The organism is Bradyrhizobium sp. GW821-FHT13H05, assembly GCF_058804065.1.
The window spans coordinates 114648-134845 of sequence record NZ_JBXAPO010000001.1 but is presented as its reverse complement, the minus strand read 5'-3'; the positions used below and the strand labels follow the sequence as shown (position 1 = coordinate 134845).

Annotated in this window: 16 protein-coding genes; 14 read left to right on the top strand and 2 right to left on the bottom strand. The window is 57.3% G+C overall.

All coding sequences use genetic code 11. The annotated features are described in order from the left end of the window. Positions 1–30: 30 nt before the first annotated feature. On the bottom strand, positions 31–1392 hold the full coding sequence (locus AC1RR3_RS00590) for an LLM class flavin-dependent oxidoreductase (RefSeq protein WP_492818298.1): 1362 nt from the start codon (positions 1390–1392) through the stop codon (positions 31–33). Between the two features lie 388 nt (positions 1393–1780). Here AC1RR3_RS00590 and AC1RR3_RS00585 point away from each other — a divergent pair, with 388 nt between their 5' ends. The 12 genes from AC1RR3_RS00585 (at position 1781) to AC1RR3_RS00530 (ending at position 15636) form a co-directional block, all read left to right on the top strand. Beyond that, complete coding sequence (locus AC1RR3_RS00585) at positions 1781–2956, top strand: ABC transporter substrate-binding protein (RefSeq protein ID WP_492818296.1); 1176 nt, start codon at positions 1781–1783, stop codon at positions 2954–2956. After that, on the top strand, positions 2953–3819 hold the full coding sequence (locus AC1RR3_RS00580) for a branched-chain amino acid ABC transporter permease (protein WP_492818294.1): 867 nt from the start codon (positions 2953–2955) through the stop codon (positions 3817–3819). Before AC1RR3_RS00585 ends, AC1RR3_RS00580 begins: the two co-directional genes overlap by 4 nt. 1 nt (position 3820) lies before the next feature. Next, a complete protein-coding gene (locus tag AC1RR3_RS00575) occupies positions 3821–4789 on the top strand; it encodes a branched-chain amino acid ABC transporter permease (protein WP_492818292.1) in 969 nt (322 codons plus the stop codon). Continuing rightward, positions 4786–5589: an ABC transporter ATP-binding protein gene (locus tag AC1RR3_RS00570; RefSeq protein WP_492818290.1), complete on the top strand. Its 804-nt coding sequence runs from the start codon at positions 4786–4788 to the stop codon at positions 5587–5589. The genes AC1RR3_RS00575 and AC1RR3_RS00570 overlap by 4 nt, the downstream gene beginning before the upstream one ends. Beyond that, on the top strand, positions 5576–6280 hold the full coding sequence (locus AC1RR3_RS00565; protein ID WP_492818288.1) for an ABC transporter ATP-binding protein: 705 nt from the start codon (positions 5576–5578) through the stop codon (positions 6278–6280). The genes AC1RR3_RS00570 and AC1RR3_RS00565 overlap by 14 nt, the downstream gene beginning before the upstream one ends. 21 nt (positions 6281–6301) lie before the next feature. Beyond that, the gene (locus AC1RR3_RS00560; RefSeq protein WP_492818286.1) at positions 6302–6784 is read left to right on the top strand and encodes a MarR family winged helix-turn-helix transcriptional regulator; all 483 of its coding nucleotides are present in this window, start codon (positions 6302–6304) and stop codon (positions 6782–6784) included. A gap of 102 nt (positions 6785–6886) precedes the next feature. After that, a complete protein-coding gene (locus AC1RR3_RS00555) occupies positions 6887–7459 on the top strand; it encodes a flavin reductase family protein (protein ID WP_492818284.1) in 573 nt (190 codons plus the stop codon). Next, a complete protein-coding gene (locus tag AC1RR3_RS00550) occupies positions 7422–8801 on the top strand; it encodes an NtaA/DmoA family FMN-dependent monooxygenase (RefSeq protein ID WP_492818282.1) in 1380 nt (459 codons plus the stop codon). The genes AC1RR3_RS00555 and AC1RR3_RS00550 overlap by 38 nt, the downstream gene beginning before the upstream one ends. A gap of 817 nt (positions 8802–9618) precedes the next feature. Beyond that, entirely contained in the window at positions 9619–10977 is a 1359-nt protein-coding gene (locus AC1RR3_RS00545) for a tyrosine-type recombinase/integrase (RefSeq protein ID WP_492818280.1), read from the top strand. A gap of 107 nt (positions 10978–11084) precedes the next feature. Beyond that, positions 11085–11828 (top strand): hypothetical protein, encoded by a 744-nt coding sequence (locus AC1RR3_RS00540; protein WP_492818278.1) that lies wholly within the window; start codon positions 11085–11087, stop codon positions 11826–11828. Positions 11829–12188: 360 nt separating this feature from the next. Beyond that, positions 12189–14078 (top strand): PIN-like domain-containing protein, encoded by a 1890-nt coding sequence (locus AC1RR3_RS00535; protein WP_492818276.1) that lies wholly within the window; start codon positions 12189–12191, stop codon positions 14076–14078. Continuing rightward, positions 14071–15636, top strand: a complete 1566-nt coding sequence (locus AC1RR3_RS00530; protein WP_492818274.1) for an ATP-binding protein — start codon at positions 14071–14073, stop codon at positions 15634–15636. Before AC1RR3_RS00535 ends, AC1RR3_RS00530 begins: the two co-directional genes overlap by 8 nt. Before the next feature lie 61 nt (positions 15637–15697). On the opposite strand, the gene AC1RR3_RS00525 is transcribed toward AC1RR3_RS00530, so the two are convergent. After that, positions 15698–16999, bottom strand: coding sequence for a Shedu anti-phage system protein SduA domain-containing protein (locus AC1RR3_RS00525; RefSeq protein ID WP_492818272.1), 1302 nt, complete (start codon positions 16997–16999; stop codon positions 15698–15700). Positions 17000–17414: 415 nt separating this feature from the next. Between AC1RR3_RS00525 and AC1RR3_RS00520 the strand changes: the two genes are divergently transcribed. Next, positions 17415–18539 carry a hypothetical protein gene (locus tag AC1RR3_RS00520; RefSeq protein WP_492818270.1) on the top strand — a complete coding sequence of 375 codons (1125 nt, stop codon included), beginning with the start codon at positions 17415–17417 and terminating at the stop codon, positions 18537–18539. Beyond that, positions 18539–20194 carry an ATP-binding protein gene (locus AC1RR3_RS00515; protein ID WP_492818268.1) on the top strand — a complete coding sequence of 552 codons (1656 nt, stop codon included), beginning with the start codon at positions 18539–18541 and terminating at the stop codon, positions 20192–20194. The genes AC1RR3_RS00520 and AC1RR3_RS00515 overlap by 1 nt, the downstream gene beginning before the upstream one ends. The last annotated feature ends 4 nt before the right edge of the window (positions 20195–20198 follow it).

Below are 20198 nucleotides of genomic sequence, written 5' to 3'. Positions count from 1 at the left end.
CCTCACTGCCGTCTTGCGGGACGCCTGCAATCAAGCCGGACGGAAGCGGCTGCCGAAGTGCCCGGCGGACAATGTCGGCGCCATGCCGAACAGTTTCTGTCGCAGAGTGCCGGGCTCGTAGTCGATCTTGTACGCGCCGCGGCTCTGCAATTCGGGAATGACCAACTCGACGAAGTCGGAAAAGCTCTCGGGAGTCACCGTTCTCATCAGGTTGAAGCCATCGATATCGGCCTCCGCCACCCATTGCTGAAGCGCATCGGCCACTTCGATCGGGTCACCGACAATGGCCGCCATGCGGGTGCCGAGCGCCATCTGCGCGAGAAGTTTGCGGACAGTCAGAGCGTCGCCGCTGTTTCTCTTGGTGATCGCCTCGACGGCCGAAACCATTGCATTGGTGTTCTGCGTGACGATCGGATCGTCGAGGCCGAATTGCGAATAATCGATGCCCGTGGAGCTGCAGAGGTGAACCAGGCCGGCCTGCGGGCTGGCATATCGCTTGTACTCTTCGAACTTGTCGCGCGCTTCGGCCGAGGTCTTGCCGACAATGACGATGAGCCCCAGAAACACACGGATATCGTCCGGCTTGCGCCCGGCATCGACGGCACGTTGCCTGAAACCTGCCACCACCGGCCGTGTCTCGGCCGGTGTGCGTCCGACCAGGAAGACGCATTCGGCATGGCGGCCGGCGAAGGCCTGCCCGGCGCCGGAGGATCCGGCCTGATAGATCACCGGTGTTCGCTGCGGCGACGGTTCGCACAGATGCACCGCCTTCATCTTGAGGAACTGACCCGCGAAATCGATTCGATGGATCTTACCGGGATCGGCAAATACGCCGGTCTCTCGGTCGCGCAACACGGCGCCGTCCTCCCAGCTTGCCTCCCACAGGCGGTAAACGCACCCCATATATTCTTCCGCGAGCTCGTAGCGCCGGTCATGTTCGGTCTGCCCGTCGCGACCGATGCTGCGCGCGGCGCTGTCGAGATAGCCGGTCACGACATTCCAGCCGACCCGGCCGTTGGTCAGGTGATCGAGCGTGGAGAAGCGTCGTGCCAGAAGATAGGGATATTCGTAGGACAGGTTGGCGGTGATGCCGAAGCCGAGATGCTCGGTCACGGCTGCCATCGCCGAGACCAGCAGCATGGGATCGTTGATCGGAACCTGAACGGCGCCGCGGCAGGCCTCTTCCGGCCCGCCGCCATAGACGTCGTTCACCCCGATCACATCCGCCATGAAGAGGCCATCGAATTTCCCCTTCTCGAGCAGCTTTGCGAGGGACGTCCAGTAGTCCAGTCGCGTGTAGTCGGCCGATCGGTCGCGCGGATGGCGCCACATGCCGTGCGCGATATGACCGACGGAGTTCATGTTGAATGCATTCAGCAAGATCTTCTTCATTGGTTTCTTTTGCTGGATCGATGAATGGAGCGGGGTCAGTCATACCGTTCCGGATAAGACGGCCAGAAGCTAGACCAGCACGGCATGGCCGTAACTTCTGAAATCCTGAGGTGGCGGATCGCAATATCGGAAGCATCTCGTAGCGCCGACCATATGGCGGCACCCCCGATCCGCTGTGAAAACCGATGCGCAGGCCGGCATCAACAATGTGCATGTACACTGATCAATTGCTGATCCATTGGGCGAAGGCGCCCCCCCAACTCAGATCGAGATAGTCTGTATACCCGCATTTATTGCATAAACAGATCTGGCATGAGCGTTGCAGACATTTGTCAATCGCCCTGTCGGCGGTACCGGGTTCATTGGTCATATGTCAGGAGAGTTCACGATGAAGAGACGCATGCTGCTCTCGGGTATTGCATTAGCTTTGTCGGGTGCCCTTGCTGTTCAGGCCGTGGCCGAACCAGGCGTTTCCGCGACCGAGATCAAGCTCGGGATGTGGAGTCCGCTGACCGGTCCCACTGCCTTGCTCGGAGTCTCCGAGCGCGATGCCATCGAGATCGCCATCGATGAGGTCAATGCGGCCGGCGGCATCAACGGTCGCAAGCTCAAGCTGGTGGTCTATGACGATGCCGGCTCGCCGCAGGAGGCGTTGACCTCGGTGCGGCGCCTGATCGACCAGGATGGCGTATTCGCGTTGATCGCAGGATCGACCAGCGGCAGCACTCTGCCGGTATTGCCGCTGATCAATCGCGGCAAGATTCCCTTCGTGTCCTCGATCTCGTCGAACCGGAAGCTGCTCGATCCGTTCAGCAAATATGTCTTCCGCGTCTATGCCAACGAACTCGCCCATGCGGACGAGATCGTGCGCTACGCGCTGAAACAGGGAAGCAAGCGCCCGGCCATCATCTATAACAGCAACGACTACGGCGTCGGCGGGCAGGAGGAGGTCACCTCTCTGCTGAACAAGGAGAAGGTACCGCTCGTTGCCGATGAGCGCTACAATCAGACGGATCAGGATTTCAGCGCGCAATTGCTTCGGATCAAGGAAGCAAAGGCTGACGGGCTGTTTCTATGGGCCTTCGCGGCCGAGGCCGGCATCATCGTGCGCCAGGCGCGCGAGTTGGGCCTGACCATGCCGATCTATGGCGGCGCCGGAATATCAACGCCGCTGTTCACCAAGGCGGTCGGAACCGGCGGCAAGGGCGTGGTGGCCGCCTATGTGGTCCCGCAAATTCCTGAGTCGTCAAGCAAGCCCGAGGTTGCGCGCTATCGCGACATTCTCAAGAAAAAGTACTCCGGATCGCTGCCGCCCGGACGTCCCAACGAATACGACATGGGCGGTTACGCCGCGTTGAAAATTGTCGCCGCGGCGCTTGCCGGTGCCGGCAATGATCCGACGCGCGAGTCGTTCGTCGGTGCGCTCGAAAAGCTGAAGGACTTCGATACCGGCGTGGCCTTCCCGGTGACCTACGGCACCAACAAGCATGAGGGCACGGAGCGCACGTCGCTGATCAAGGTCGGCGACGGCGGTGAATGGGAAACCATGGGCGCGCGGGAATGATCGGGCAGATCGCCATCAACAGCCTTGCGCTCGGCAGCATCTATGCACTGACGGCGCTCGGCTTCGTCATCATCTTCCGCGCATCGGACGTCGTGAACTTCGCGCAAGGCGAGATGATGATGCTGGGCGCGATGCTCGCGCTGGTTCTGCTGCGGGATGCTCACTTCGGATATTTCGAGGCCGTGATAGGGGCACTCCTGCTGTGCATGGGCGGCGGTGCGCTGGTGGAGCGCATCGCGTTCCGTCCGATTGCGGATGCGCCTCATTTCACCATTCTGATGTCGACCATCGCCGTCGGGCAGATCATCAGGAGCGGGGTGCGGATCGTATTCGGTCAGGAGACCTCCTCCTTTCCGGGTATCTGGAGTTCCGAGCCGATCGCCATTCTCGGTCTGCGGACGACATGGCTAAATCTCGGGATCACGATGATCACGATGATCATCCTCGTCGTCTTCGTGCTGATGTTCTCGTTCACCCGCATCGGATGGGCGATGAAGAGCGTGGCGCAGAACCGGCGCGGCGCGGCGCTTGTCGGCGTCAATGTGCCGGCGGTCAATGCGAGGGTGTGGGCCATGGCCGGCGCGCTGGCGGCCGTCGCAGGCGTCCTGCTGGCGCCGCTGATCATTATCACGCCGGACATGGGGGTGATCGGCAACAAGGGCTTCATCGCAGCGATTCTCGGCGGTTTCACGTCGCTGCCGGGCGCGGTGATAGGCGGTTTCATTTTGGCGCTAACAGAAAATCTGATCGGAGTCTACGTCTCGAGCGCTTTCAAGGACGTGATTGTTTTCGGTCTGCTCGTCCTCATGCTGCTGGTCCGGCCGACCGGTCTGCTCGGGCGCGCGACCGTCCAGCGGGTGTAGAATGACAGTCTCATTTCTCGCACCATCCGGCCGTTCGCGCGAGGTGCTGGCCTCCGCACTCACGCTTACCGTGGCGCTCTGCCCGTTGATGCTGAACTCGGACTATCTGCGCTTCGTGGCGGTCCTCATCCTGATCAATGCGATTGCCGCCATTGGCGTCAATATCAGCATGGGGTTCTGCGGCCTGGTCTCGGTCGGCCATGCGGGGTTCCTTGCCATCGGCGCCTATGTCGCCACCTTCATAATCAATCACGTTTCGAGCGATGCTCTTGTTGCGGTCGTGACCGGCGGGTTGGCGGCCGGGGTTGCGGGAATCGCCATCGGTCTGCCTGCGCTGCGGCTTAATCCGCTTTACATCGCCATGGTCACGTTCGGTTTCGGTCAGGCGATCAACCTCGTCGCGATCAACTGGATCAAAGTCACGGGTGGCCCGAACGGTCTTGGCGTGAATGTGTCGACATTGTTCGGCGTCGAATTGTCAAACGCCACATTGTATATCGGCATTGCGCTGACATTCGCGGGATGCCTGTGGATTGCGCGCAGCCTCAAGATATCGCGGCTCGGCCGCGCATTTCTCGCCGTCAAGGAAAGCGAGGTCGCCGCCAAATCGATGGGCGTGCGCGTCGATCGCTACAAGATCATCGCCTTCACGGTCAGCGCCATGATGGGCGGCATCGCGGGCGGCCTCTACGCGCTCGTTTCCGGCTACGTCAATCCCGATGCCTTTGTGTTCCAGGTCTCCGTGCTGCTGGTCACGATGTGCATCGTCGGCGGCCTGGGACAGCTCTACGGGCCGGTGATCGGGGCCTGCATCTTCACGATCCTTCCCGAGGTGCTGCGGCCGTTCGCCGAATACAAGGAGTTTTTCTCGGGCGTCGTGCTGCTGGCGTTTCTGGTCCTGATGCCGCGCGGGCTGGCCACGCTCGGTGAAATATGGGGCCGCCGCCTGTTGCGCGGGAGGCACGCATGAGCGCGGATGTTGCCTCGCGGGACGTGATCCTTTCGGCCATCCGGGTGTCGCTGGCTTTCGGTGGCAATCAGGTGCTGCGCGACGTCTCGCTCGATGTCGATCGCGGGCAGCTGTTCGCGATCATCGGCCCCAATGGCGCCGGGAAAACGAGTCTCTTCAACGTCCTGACGCGGATCTATCCGGCCGATTCCGGCGAGGCCGTATTCGACGACGACAACCTGTTCAACCTGCAGACGACGGAGCTTGCCGCTGCCGGCATCATGCGGACCTTCCAGAATATCCTGGTGCTCAAGGAACTGTCGGTGCTGGACAACGTGATGCTCGGGCTCCATGCGCGCTACAGGACGTCGCTGATGTCGGCGGCCTTCGGCATCGGAACCTACCGGGAAGAGGAGAAGGCGAAACGCGAACTCGCGCGCGAGGCGCTCGCGACTGTCGGATTGGCCGGAGTCGCCGATCTCGATGCCGGCTCGCTGCCGTTCGGTCATCTGCGGTTGCTCGAGCTGGCCCGAAGCATCGTGTCGCGGCCGAAGCTGATCTTCCTGGACGAGCCGTCCGCGGGAATGACCTCGGAAGAGATCGGGGGACTGATGCGCACGATCGACAAAATCCGCACATCGCTGAATCCGACGATCCTGCTGATCGCGCACACGATGAAGCTGGTGATGAACGTATCCGACCGGATCATGGTGCTGCATCACGGTGCCACGATCGCCGAAGGTCTGCCGCAAGCTATCGCACAGGATGCGGCCGTCATCGAGGCCTATCTGGGAAAGGCGGCGAGCCATGCTGACGCTTGACAACATCTCCTCCGCCTACGGTGCGGTGAGGGCGCTTACCGGTTGCTCGCTGTCCGTTCCGCAAGGCGCGATCGTCACCTTGCTCGGAGCCAACGGCGCCGGCAAGACCACTACGCTGAATTGCGTGATGGGACTGCAGCGCTGGAGCGGCGACATCCGCTACGAAGGCAACTCGATTCGCGGATGGCGAACCGATCGCATTGTCAGGTCGGGTATTGCGCTTGTGCCCGAGAGTCGCGAACTGTTCGCCGATCTGTCGGTCGAGGACAATCTGCGTATGGGTGGCTACGTCCATGGCTTGCCGCGCGCCGGCGATCGCGCGCTGCATCCCGTCTTCGAACTGTTTCCTGAACTGGCCGAGCACAAGTCCACCGCGGCTGCGATGCTGAGCGGCGGACAGCAGCAGATGCTGGCGATCGGCCGAGCATTGATGGCCAGGCCGCGGCTGCTTTTGCTCGATGAGCCGAGTACCGGCCTTGCGCCGGTGATGTTCGATCGGATCCTCAACGCGGTGGCCGAGATCAACCGGCAGGGGGTGACGATTCTTCTTGTTGAACAGAACGCATATCGCACCCTTCCGATCTCGCATTTCGTCTATGTTCTCGAAACAGGAGCGATCGTGCTCTCGGGGACCGGTGAGGAACTGGTCCGGAATGACAAGGTTCGCGCCTCCTATCTAGGCATGGTGTGACCGCGGAAACGGAAACTGATCGTGACGCAACGAGACCCGGACAACAACACGCTCGTAGATTTTGCAGGCTTCCTGGTGCGCCGGATGTGGCAGATCCACGTTGCGATGTTTCTCGAGGAAACCAAGGGCTCCGGGATGACGCCACTCCAGTTCAGCATCCTGCTGGTGTTGCAGCAAGATCCCGATCTCGAACAGGTCGAGCTTGCCTATCGGGTCGGTCTGGACCGCTCCAACCTGTCTGAAATCCTGTCGCGGATGGTTGCCGGCGGGCTTGTAAAATGCAGCCCGAGCGCCACGGACAGGCGTGCAAAGGTCGCGCGTCTTACCGCGAAAGGCCAGCAGCTGATCAAGAAGCTATCCGATCAGGTGCAGCGCTCTCACGACTCTCTGCTGGAGGACCTCACAAGGCAGGAGAAGGCGCAATTCATCAAGCTGATGAAGAAGGTCGTCAGCGCGAAGAACGATGTCGGGCGCACGCGGTTCTCGATGCGGGATTCAGGATAGGTGGGCGGCCGTGGATGAAGTTGCGCGACATAATATGCGGGTACACTGATGAATAAGGTTTCGTTTGACGTCGATCGATCGGAAGTCGAGCCGTCGGAGACGGTGGTCGATGCCGCGCATTTCAAGGCGTTGATGCGCATATTCGGATCGAGCGTCGTGGTCATCACGGCATCGCATGGCGGAATCGACCACGGAATGACAGCCACCGCGATGTGCAGCGTGAGCGCGGATCCGCCACGCATCTTGGTCGTGATCAACCGCTCGAACCGGAGTCACGCGATTGTCGCCGGCGCCGGGCGTTTCATCGTGAACGTCCTTGCGGAGCACCAATCGGAGCTTGCCCAGCGCTTTTCATCGAAACATCGCGCGCCGTTCGACGGCATCGCCCTGAGCCCGGCCGCGTGTGGCGCTCCGCGGCTCGACGGCTGTGTGGGCCATCTGGAATGTCGCACGATCACTGAATTCAATGTCGGCACCCATACAGTGTTCGTAGCCGATGTGAGTGACGGCGCGTCGGTCAGCGGCGCACCGCTGCTCTATCACGCCGGGAGCTATAAATCCCTGAAAGCGCTTCAGGAAGGCGAAGCGCCCGACGAAGTGCGGCCGATCGCCGAGCTCGTGATCGGTGCTACGTCCGTTGCACCGTCTTCCGACGACCAATCGACCGATACGTAAACGACCCTCTTCGTGGCACAAATGGAGCGCCGATATGAATAACCGCAAGATGAAGCTCATGGCCTATCTCAAGACTGGTCCGACCTCGGTCCATGTCGGCGGCTGGCGTCACCCGCTGACCGATCTCGCCGACATGTTCCAGCCCGGCCACTATGCGCATATCGCGCGTGTTCTCGAACAATCGTTCTTCGACGGGTGCTTCTACGCCGACACGCTTGGCATTCCGGATATCTATCACGGGAAATTCGACGCCTATGTCGCGCATGGCGGTCAGCTGTCCTATATGGATCCGCTCGTTGTGCTGCCGGTGATGGCGGCCGCGACCAGCCATCTCGGACTTGGGGCGACGCTGTCGACCACGTTCTTCCACCCCTACGCGCTCGCCCGTACGCTCGCCTCGCTCGACCTGCTGTCGAACGGGCGTGCGTGCTGGAATGTCGTGACGTCGTCGACCGATTTCGAGGCCCGCAATTTCGGGTTGGAAACGCTTCCGGACAAGAACGAGCGCTACGACCGCGCCGATGAAGTGCTTCAGGCCTGCGATGCCCTGTGGAATTGCTGGGACCGCGATGCCCTCATCATGGACAAGGCGAGCGGCCGTTTCGCAGACCCGGCCAAGGTCCGCTATGCGGATTTCAACGGCAAATATATCCAGACCAAAGGCCCGCTCACGATGCCGCATAGTCCGCAGGGCAGGCCCGTCATCCTGCAGGCCGGATCCTCTCCGAAAGGACGTGACTTTGCGGCGAAATGGGCCGAGGCAATCTTCTGCGCGGCCACCGGCATCGCAAGCTGCGTCGAATTCTACGCCGACCTGAAGAAGCGGGTGGTGTCGCAAGGGCGGAAGCCGGAGGAATGTGTCATCCTACCGGCTATCTCGGTTGTGTTGGGCGAGACGGAAGCGATTGCGCGAGAGAAGGCCGAGTATCTGAACAGCCTGGTCAATGGCGACATGTCGCGCGCCTATGGATCGGCCATGCTAGGCGCCGATCTTGCGAAGGTGAAGTCGGTCGATGACTTGGCCGCAGCCAAGGGCAACCAGGGCCATGGCGGCCTCGAAGACAACATGCGTCGGATCATGAAGGACAGCGGCGTTAGCCTAGAAGAGGCCAATCGGCGGTCTCACAGCTTGATCGTCGGAACACCGGTCATGATCGCTGACTATATGCAGGAGATGTTCGAAGCGCGCGGCTGCGATGGCTTCGTACTGCAAGGCAACGTAACGCCGACCATGTTCGAGGAATTCGGGAGAATGGTTGTTCCCGAGCTGCAAAGTCGGGGACTTATGCGGGCAGCATATCAAGGAAAGACTATGAGGGAAAATCTATTGAGTGCGGGTTGAGATCAATGCTGCCGGCTGGTCGCCGTGAGCTTCGATAAAGGTTCGTGCGCGAGCATCGATTCTGTAGGCGAGTTCGCTCGAATGTAACCATTTATCGGCGTGCATTTTCTAACATTGTTGCTCAATTGCGAGAAGCAGTAACATGAATCGTCTGTGGGACGGACTGATCTACTAAGCCGGCGGCGCAGACCGCCGCAGTTTCGCTTCGTCGGTCTGCAAGCTGTTGGTGACCAGGAAGTGCCTCAAAGCTGTGTAGTATTTGAGGGCAGGATTGTTGGACTGTGTTACCAGATTGCGAGATCGCAGCTTCGGCCCACGCTTTGATCTGATGACAGAAGACGAACCGTTCGCGAGACCGTAAGTATGTATGACCGGTTCTGGCGCAAAGAAGTCGTTGCAGATGTTATTCGTTGCTAGCTAACGCCTACTAGACCTAGATCAGGCATCCTCTTCTTGATGGATTGCGCGACCCGGATTGTAAGGGTCTGGTTAAACGCTTGGAATTTGTCTTCCGAACGCTTACTCGCACGATTAAATCGGAATTGAAGACCTGAACTGGATCTGACCATCGCATTGTAAAATAAAGGAAAGTGGCGCACCCGACACGATTCGAACGTGTGACCTTTGCCTTCGGAGCAATTTAACCTGCCTTACGCAAATAAGCGATAGGGCACTCAATGCTTCGCTATCCTACTAATATCATTATGGAAACTGGAATCGATTGGCCGCAGCTCCTACTCTGCTGTGCGCCCCGATTTCCCTTCAGCTGCTTACGTGGTGCTTACGCGGGAAACGGGCTTCAAGTCGGAGAGATTCGATGACAAAGCTCAGTAAGCGGATCGTCGACGCCGCGGAAGCCAGGGAAAAAGACTACGTCATTTGGGATGATGAACTGCCCGGCTTTGGTCTCCGGGTGTTCGCATCGGGCAAACGTAGCTACTTAATCCAGTATCGTTCGGCCGGCCGTTCACGTCGCTACACTATCGGGCAGCAAGGCGTCTGGACGCCGGAGCTTGCAAGGAAAGAGGCGAGGATTCAGTTGGGGCGGGTTGCGCAAGGTGACAATCCGGCCGAGGAGCGCCAGCTCGATCACAATGCGATCACAGTCAAAGAGCTATGCGACCTCTATTTCACCGACCTAAAGGCGGGTCTCATACTTGGAAAAGGTGGGCGCCCGAAAAAAGCGTCAACCATCGTAACCGACACTGGCCGCATTAACCGCCATATCGTGCCGCTGATTGGCACCAGGCGCGTAAAAGACCTTGTTAAGGCCGACATCAACAAAGTCTCAAAAGACATCATGGCGGGCAAAACCCGCGCCGCTGTGAAGACCAAGAAATTGCGCGGCAAAGCGATCGTGCGAGGAGGTGTCGGTACTGCCACGCGGACCGTCGGGCTCCTCGGAGGAATCCTCACCTATGCCGTCGACGGCGGCATCATCGAGACCAACCCAGCGCACGGAATTCGCAAACCCAAGGATAGGGTCCGTAACCGCCGTCTGACCGAAGCAGAGTATCGCATTCTTGGTGGAATTTTGCGCAACGCGGCCGAGGATGAGAGATACCAAATCACCACCGATATCATTCGCCAGATTGCTCTCACAGGATGTCGCCGTTCTGAAATGATCAAACTGCGGTGGACCGAAGCTGACATGGAGGCAAGCTGTCTGCGTCTGGCAGATAGTAAGGAGGGCGCCTCAACCCGAGCCATCGGCTTGCCCGTAGTGGAATTTCTGGAAACGCAATGGACGCGTAGAACAGGGACTTACGTATTTCCAGGTCAAGGCGATGATAACGCGTTTGGCAGCTTTCCAAATCATTGGGAAAAGATCTTTCGTGATACAGGTCTCGCCGACATTACGCCGCATGTACTGAGGCACAGCTTCGCAAGCATTGCGAACGACCTCGGGTTCACGGAGGTCACGATTGCAGCCCTTGTCGGTCACGCCAAAGGGTCGGTCACAAGCAAATACATCCACACGCTCGATACCGCCCTCATCATGGCCGCTGACACGATATCCGGCTACGTCCAAGGCCTTCTCGATGGCGTTGAATTTCAGCAAACCGCTTATGCGCTCGATCGAGATTCTCGAAAGGCGGCGCTTGCCCGCTTTCTTCGAAAGGCCACCGGCGAGGCTGGGAAGGAGAGCGAAGACGAGGCGCTTCTGGCGGCCTGACCTTCGCCGACTGCCCACTTTGTATCCCATTGATCCTTGACTGACCGGGATGCTGGTCTCAAGGGAACGTGCTACTGTCGCCGACCCCACATCCTAGCGAGCCTTCCATGAGCCGCGACCCAGATAATTGGTACGAGGAAGAATACTGGGAAGAGGTCGGTCGGCAGGAGGACATCGCCAAGGCGATCAAGAATGTATCCCATCAACCGATCCGCGACTTCTTGGGCACGTACGGTGACGCGATCGACACGCGGCTCGACGACATTATTGCGCACGCACGCTATGCCCGCCAAGGCGGACACCCTCGCTTTGCCGTCATCGGTGCGGTGACCGCAATTGAACTGATCACACGCTATTTGCTCGTTGAGCCGTTACTGCAGGGCGCGTTCCTCTCCGGGAGTTGGGCCAGAATTCTCACTCGGCAAATAATCCAGCACGGCAAACAGGCAATCCAACGCGAGCTCCTGCCAAGCGTCCTAAGCATGTACGATATCAAGCTCGTTGAGCTAAAGCTCTCAGATGGATCTCCTCTCTGGAAGACGTTCGTCACGGTCATCGTCCCCAAACGCAATGCGATCGCTCACGATGGGGAGAGTGCTTCACCTGACGAAGCAGATCTCGCACTCGAGTGTGCCAACACGTTGAGAAGAGAGGTGGTTGCGCAGGTGGCCAAAAAAATGGACTTTGATCTCGAAAACAATCGCTCCTGGCACAACCACGTCGACGCGGACGCAATGACATACGAACCGAAGACACTGTTTGAACAACCCGCACCCAACAAGCCAAAACCGCCAGCGGATCCTCAGCAGCCGAAGGGATTTATGAAATTTCTAACGCGACGCGGCAACTAACGAACGCACGGCAGTCGGGTAAAATCCTTCAAAGAAATAGAGCCAGGCCAGCGCCTCGCGGCCTAATCTCGGGCGCCTTCGACGTTCTAAGCCCGATGTAGGCCAATGGCCTAGTCGGCGATTTTGGGACGAGCGCCCGCCAATGATCTGGTAATCGAACGAAGCGTTCGACATTGGCCAGCTTCGTCGGTCAAGCTGCTGGAAATATGTCCGGGATAAGGTTCTCAGGCAGCAGGAGGCTGGCGCTGAGCCTGCGACCTTCCGAGTGCCAACTAATTGATAGGTCTGGCACATCGTTTATAGGACAAGACAGGTTCGCAAAAATCGACTATGCAACCATCGGTAGCCATGGGTTAGTACGTGCCAGTTGAACCTTCCGATTTGCCAGATGGTCTGATCATTCCGGTGGACGTACCGTCCATTGAGGATTTCAAGAGACAGTTTGAAGCTGCCGTCGCGGATGACGGCTGTCACTTCTATATAGACACCTCGATAGTCGTTTGGGCGACTCAGATCGGCAAGGCCGCTCGCGCTCAATTTACAAAATGGATCGAGGCGGTCGGTAGGGGCCGCTTTCATGTCCCGGTTTGGGCCGCGCATGAGTTCTTCAATCACCACGTTAACGATCTGATCGGACGCAAACTGACGGAAGTGGCGGACGCGATGCGAAAAACCGCCGACCAGACATATTCCGAAATCAGGCCCTTCCTCGGTGAAGCCGTGGACGAGCGATCTCCCGAGGATCTTCATCTCCAAGCCCGTGATACTCTCGTCCAGCTGAAACGGCTGGCAGCGGATGTCGGTCGCTGGAAGGAGAAGCACTACCAGCAAAACCTTCAGGAGGTCGTCGACCTGATCACGTCGTTGGGGTTGAGACATCGTCCGGGCATCTTGGATTTCATGTCCGACATCGACGTACAGGAACGCAACCGATATTCAGGAAGAATTCCCCCCGGTTTCAAAGATAGAAACAAGCGCCCGAAAAAGTTGGATGTGGACAAGAATGGCGGCTCCGCCGAGTTCTTCGGCGGCAATCGCTACGGCGATTTGATGTTCTGGCGCGAAGTGATTGAGCACGCTTCCTCGGACACGGAGATCACGGGCATCGTCATCATCTCCAACGATGCGAAAAACGATTGGCAGATGGGCGGCGGTCGGTCGCCTGACGAAGATCAAGAAATGCGCCAATTGCGGAAAGGCTGGCCCCCGATCCCGACCGTCCACCCCATGCTGCGCTACGAGGCGAACTACGCGGCTGCGGTAAACACGGTCATGCTGATCGACTGCGAATACCTAGCGCTGCTTCTGCGGAAGACCGGAGTGGAGTCTGACGAGTTCGTGGGCGCGGCGATCTCGACCCGGTTGCCGGACCCTCGTACCGATGCGAAGGAGAAGAGGAAATCAAAGGTCCGGGAGGCATTGGCCGCTTCCGGATCCGCAGCGAGCGTCGTCGAAAGCGATCAAGTCGTCACAAGTCCTTTCGCTCTCGTAAGAGCGTCTCGCCAGAGGCAGTTGACTGGCGCCACGGAAAGGTTGCTGGTGAACATGTTCGATGATTCGACGAGCGAACTGCCTTTTTCCCTTCCGGATGCCTTTCTATCGAACGCGACGACGACGGACCTCGTGCAGCTCGGTCGAACGGTGCACGCGCGCGCCGTCAATGGCGAAGCTCTGGCCGTCACAAGGTTGACCGACCTAATCGCGGCGCTTTCCGACCTTCCCGCAGGATCCTCTACCTGCCTCTACTTCGGTTTTCTAATCTCGGTCTACTTCGACGACCAGAACGGCGTTCGTCTACCTCCGGCGGCGTTAGGACTGGACAAGCTGATGAGGTTTCGGCGAGCGGATTTCGGCGCTCGCGGTCTGGAGGCTTTGGAGTTTCGCTTCAAGAACGAGGCGAAGCGATCTCCATTTGTGGTGAGCCGCTCGAAGGACCTCCTGGAGCTCACCATTCGGACCAAGGACGTAGCCTCGAGCGAACTTCATGCGATCACAAGTCTGCAGGTCGACGGAATCGAACTTCTCACTCTGGCTCAGTCCGAAGAAAGCCTCCGTCTGAGCGCGCTCTTGGAAAACAGGACGCCCGCTTCGCTTCAGGAGCTTACCGATATCATTGCACGAAGCTTCGGCATTCCGCCAAGTCTCATTGAACTGGGCGACCGGGCGGACCGCAACATAGGGTACGACGCATTGACCGGGCTTGAATCGCCCGAGAGCGTCTTTTTAACAAGGGAGAACAGCGGTGCCTGATCCACAGCGGGCGAGCCGTCGCGTCACAATAGATCCTTACTTCGGCGGCTTCATTCTCGAAACGCTAACGCTCGGCATGTACGGCGAGTCGCGGAACGCTATTAGGGAATATCTTCAGAACGCTTTCGACGCGATCATGCAGGCCGTCAAGGAGGGGCACATCAAGGTCTCCGACGGAAAAGTTCGCGTTATCATGGCCGAGGACGAATTAACGATACGCGACAACGGGACTGGTATCCTGGCCAGCGTGGCGGTCGACACGCTGACATCGATTGGCGCCTCGAAAAAGGATTACCGGCGGGAGGCCGGATTTCGCGGAATAGGACGGCTTGCCGGAATAGCGCTCTGCGATACGCTGCTCTTTCGGACCAAGGCGCGCAAGGAGACGCTTGAGTCGATCGTCGAAGTCGACGCAAAGAATCTCCGGAAGGAGATGTCTCCGGCGCGGGGAGGTCACCTCCCGTTGGAGGACTTGATGAAGAACAACTTCAAGGCCTCGCAGACCGAGAGCGAAGAGCGTGAACAGGATGGATTCTTCGAAGTGGTGCTCCGCGGGTTCGTTGACAGTGCCCCCCGAGAATGTTCCGACTCAGCACTGATGTCGGACTTCATTGGGCAGGTCGCTCCGGTCCCATACTCCAAGGAGTTTCCGTTCGGAGAGGAGATCGTGCGGCAAGGGAAGAGACGTCAGGTTCCGATCGACCAGATCAAGGTCGTCATCGAGAAGGATGATGATAAAGAGGAGATTTTTAAGCCCTTCAAAAATCGGTTCGCGGTCGTGAAAGATTCGGTTGAATTGAGCGAAATCTCCTTCATCGAGTCAAAGTCCGCGAAGTGGTGGGGATGGGTCGGGCACAAGCTTCAACCCGGAGCCTACAAGGATGACAAAACCAAGGGCATCAGGATCAGGGTCAGAAACATTCAGATCGATGGAACTGATATCATCGGCAGGATATTCGAGAACGACATCGAGGGGGCAACCAGCTATGGAAGATTCAACGATTGGTTCTTAGGCGAGATCTTCGTTGATCCCACGTACCTCGTGCCGAACGCTCGACGGGACCATTTCGAGGACGACAAGAATTGGCGCGAGATGCGCAAGGAGCTGGGCACTTTCTGCGGGATGTTGGGTAAGGAGGCCTATGACATCTCGCGAAAGAACCAGCACTCGATAAAGGTGCTCGCGACGGATACCAAGGGGCTTCAGGACGACAGCAAGAAGTTGTTCGCGTCGGAGGATCCTTCACCGGATAGCCTGATCGATGTTTCGAACCGTGCGAACAAGATACAACGACGTATCGCTCGCGCCCAGCGGAACGCAGATTTCGACGTGGCAAGTCAGCTTCGATCTCTCGAGAACAGGCTGCTCGACGTCAAGACCGCCGCCGTGCGTAGGCTCGGTCTGACGCAAATGCAGGATGTCGACGAAATCAAGCGAGAGGCCCAGGACGAACTTGCTTCTAGTCTGATTGAGACGTTCAAAGAAGTGCTAGATTCACGTTGTTACGGGAAAGCTAGGAAGGTGATGGCAGATGTACTTGGTCGATCTGATTTTTAACGGCTCGTCCCGGCGATAGAGTTCACCCTCATCAAATTCCACGGATGGCCGAATCAGAGACCTAACCCGGTGCTTCCTTTTGCACTGCAGCCAAATAGGATCGGCACTCCCGAGCTCGTTCAAAAAGGTAATCGTAGGTGACGACTTTTACGGATGGGAAACCAGGCGTTGCGGCCGTCCATTGAAACGGATTCCGCGCGCGGCCGCGTCCTATCAACAGGACTAGAGCTGGCTCGTAAGGCGCAGAGCCGAACGAGTCGTTGACACGGCCGCGATTGCTTCGCGAGGCAAAGAAGTCGCGGTATTCCAGCAATTGCGCAATTCCACGCGCGGCAAAGGCCGAAAGCCTTTCCAAGTCTCTGGTATCGCCGATAAATGCATGTTGTGGTCGCTTTAGCTCAATCACGTCCCAAATGTGCTCACTCTCAATTCTTGCCATGAAATCCGGCACCAATCGATTGCGCCGTTGGTCGAGGAGGCAAACGTGCGGCTTGATTTCGCAATATCGCTCGTCCAACGCGAACAGGAATTGCGGATAAACACGGAAAAATTCTTGAACATCCGCCTCTTTTGTAGATGGACTATTGATCAAGGTTTCGAGCTCAGCCATTCGCTCATCGAAAACTTGAAGAGAGCTCGTCGCTACAGTCGCAAGCCGTCGCTCGTTCATCCGACTAACTGTATTTGAGTCAGCTGATGCATCGAACCAGCCATGCTCAGTGGTTGGAACAATCGATATTCGACCTTCCCTCGCCATGAGGTAGTAGCTGCTGGGCATATTGAGCAAACCCACAGCGAACTCCTTGATTGCAGTCTCGTCATGATTGAATGCGGTCTGTGGTGTCCCGATTCCAAATGTCGGGTGCCTTTCGTGCGGTATGCCAAGCACGTCATAAAATATCCGATGCGCTGTCTCTGAAAAGCGAGAAAGCGCATCCTCGCCGAGATCACAGCAGGCATTCGTAAAAAGATAATATTCCAATCCTTGAGCTATCGGATATTGCAAGGGCCGATCCGAATCGTTGAATCCTGCGTGGAGAAAGTTCAGAGGATCCGCCTTCTTTTTTAAATTTCTAAACGCCGCGTTGAGACGCTTCTCGACAAAATCATCAAAAAAGTCGCCGTCGGACCAAAGAATGGGCGGCGCGTGCTCAATCTGGAATACCCAAGTTGTAGCCCAACTGCGCAGAGCGCTGACCTTCCCTATGGTTCGAGCAACCATTTCCGCGTCGGCGACGTCCAACGCGACTGGTGGCAGACACAGATTGTCGGATACCTTGTCGGTGCGCAGATTGATCAGGTGCCGAAACAGACGCAAAAATTTAGGCTCTTCCAACTGAGACAGCAAATCTACGAGCTGCATTGCATTTCCTCGTCCTTGAGCCTCTTATGTCTTGGCCGCCGTCGAACAGTTGGCTCGGATCCGGCACACGCGTCTACCGTCGGTGAAACGAAGCGGGTACCACTTGCTCGAAAACTGACGATCAAGAATCAACGACTAACCTCTGATCTGCCTTTCAGGACCTGCGCCACCATAAACTGCACGGCGCTTCCGACCCTCGCGAGTACGGTTTCGATCACTTTCTCCAATTTTTCCAGTGCTTTAGCAGCTCGCCACGTCCCTTTCTGCCTTTTCAAACTGGGGTATTGCCGATATGAAGGACCTATCCGACCGAAAAGAAGCCTGTGACTGAACAAATCGGCAACGAGGATTTTTGTCTCTGCCTGTAAATCTACCCACCATTACGGCTTAGCCAGCATACGGAAAACGCCTATCAATGCCGCAAAAGACCGTTAGCGACGTGATGCAAGACGTTTTTGAAGGGTCGAGGTTCAAATGCTTGCCTTACGAAAAGCGGAACCTCGACCAGGACCCGGATTCTGAGTACCGCGAGTACGACTCTCGCATTCGGGGACGAATGTTCGAAAATCCTGAGAGCAGCACAATCAGCACAGTCCCGACCACCGGTGTCGATGAGAAGGTTCCGACCATCCTTACCTATTTCATGGACGGATCGAGACGAGTCTTTCGCTTCAGTGATGTGATCTTACCTGATGGCCGATACTATCCGGTGTTGGCGGGCCAGGTCGGAGTGGCAGTGCTCAAACGAGCCAATGATGGTTCGGTTGGTCCAATGCACAAGCATGTCCGGTACGAGAACATGCTCGTGTTTCCCGACACCCTCGAACAGACCGATAGAAATGCGCTGAAGGCCGAACTCGCTAATCGGAAACTAGAATTCACACTTTCCTCTTACGCCACCGGGCAGAGTGGGTCTGGTCAAAACGAAGATTACATCAGCGTCGGCACCAAGAAGATTCTCGATTCGATGCACGATTTCGAATTGCGCGCGGTCCGACGGATGATGGACGACCGGGACCTTCGCGACGACGCGATGCTCGTTGTCGATGGAAGCTTGCAGTTTCGAAGAGAAGTGCTGCGGCGGAATGATTTTCCGATTACTCAGCTGGCGAACGTAATCGGCATCAGCAAGTCTTTCACGCCGAGCCAACCAGTTATCGGGGCTCGAGGCAGCAAGCACTTGGGAACGTTCCTGCAGAACCTGGAATACGGTCAGCGCACTCCGGTCTTCAAGGCTGGGCACGATGAGTTCGAAGACGTTCTTGGAGTTTGGTATCTACGGATCCGCCCTCGGCGGATGATGACCAATCCGCTCGCTGGAATCATCAAAATTGAAGTGCTCGCCAACGGTGATGAACAGGAGAACGGGCTCGACCGCGACCGCGTTGATCATCTCTCCGCACTCATTCTCTCAGAGCGCAACGTCACACCATACGGCTCGGACAGCCGTTGGGCAAACCACCTCTATCCTATCTACCTGACGGAGCTTTTCCTCAAGTCAGGCTTCCTGTCGGATGTGTATTTCAAGGGGCTTTTGTAATGGCAGGCACCATCGGGCGAGTCGTCGCCACTGAAAAAAGTCCCTCTACGACCAACAAAGTAGAGTTCTGGATCGAGAAAGACGTCGTCATTAAGCCATTTGATGTGGTCATGATACGGCACATCAAAGATAGCACGACATATGCAATCATAACCGAACTCAAGTACCTGACGGACTCCGGCGGGTACCTTTCAGATTGGGTCTCATCAGACTTCGGCGATGTCCAATCCACGCCGCGGAACGAGCGCATCGGGACAACGATCGCTGAAGCTGAAATACTATCAAACGATAAAGACCTCGAAATGCCGATCCGTAACGGCGCCCCCGTGGAATGGGCAGACGCCGAAGGTGTGCGGCGGTCGTTGGGACTATCGAGCCTCCGGCAGCCAATACCCGCTGGCTGGTTCACGATGTCTAATGGCGAGGAGATCATCGTCGATTTCGAAGCGAATTATGTAATCGGCCCGGAAGGGGCCCACCTTAATATTGCGGGCATTTCGGGTCTCGCCACCAAGACAAGCTATGCAATGTTTCTTTGCAGTGCTCTGCAGCAGCGCCGATCTGAAGACGTGTCACTTGTGATCTTCAACGTGAAGGGCTTCGATCTTCTGTCAATTGACGAGGAAGCCAAGCCAGCGGACCTGTCAGAAACCGACAAGCGAAATTGGGAAAAATGCCGACTCACCGCAACGCCGTTTAGCAACGTTACCTACTTCTATCCTTACTCAGACGTGCAATCCCAAGCATATAACCAGTCGAAACTTCCTCGGGAAGTGCATCGCCGGCAGATCGAAAGCAACAAGTGCTTTCACTATATCTATCCGATAGAGTACGGGCGAAAGCGACTATCACTGCTACTTACCGATGTCGAGGACGATACTCATACGATGGAGTCCTGTTCGGATGATATCGGCGAGGGACAAACGTTTGGCAATTGGGAGGCGCTTCGGCAAGACCTGAGAAACAGAACGCAAACTGGTGGAGGAGGCGGGCGTCAGGCATCGATCACGGTTCAGTCTTGGCGAAAGTTCTTCCGTCTCATCAAGACCCGAACAAAGAATGATATTTTCAGTGAGGAAGCCGCAAGTCGACAGACCGAACGTCGCCAGCGGCCTACATCGGATATCCTCAAGTTCATTGGACCAGGCAAGGTGGTCGTGGTTGATATCGAACCACTGCCCGATTACCTGCAAACCCTAGTTGTTGGCGACGTGGTTGAGCAAATCATCAACGCGAAGCTCGGAGGGGGCGACGACCAGCAGGAGGAACAGCCTGATCTCGGACGGGTCGTAATCTTCGCAGACGAACTTAACAAATACGCACCGAACAAGGGCGGCGGGTCACTTACGGAAAAGCTGCTGGAAATAACCGAGCGGGGCCGCTCGCTCGGCATCGTTCTCTTCGGTGCTGAACAGTTCCGATCTGGCGTTCATGACCGTGTAATCGGTAATTGCGCGACAAACATCTTCGGCAGAACATCCGCGGTGGAAATTAGGAAGGCGTCTGATTACGGCATGCTCAATGGTACACAGAAGGCGTCACTTTCGCGACTTCCACAGGGAACATTGATGGTGCAGCATCCGGTCTTCACGTCGGCGGTTGTGAAGGTTAATTTTCCGAAGCCAGCATATGCCCAGCCCAAGGGTGGGAAGTAGGCTC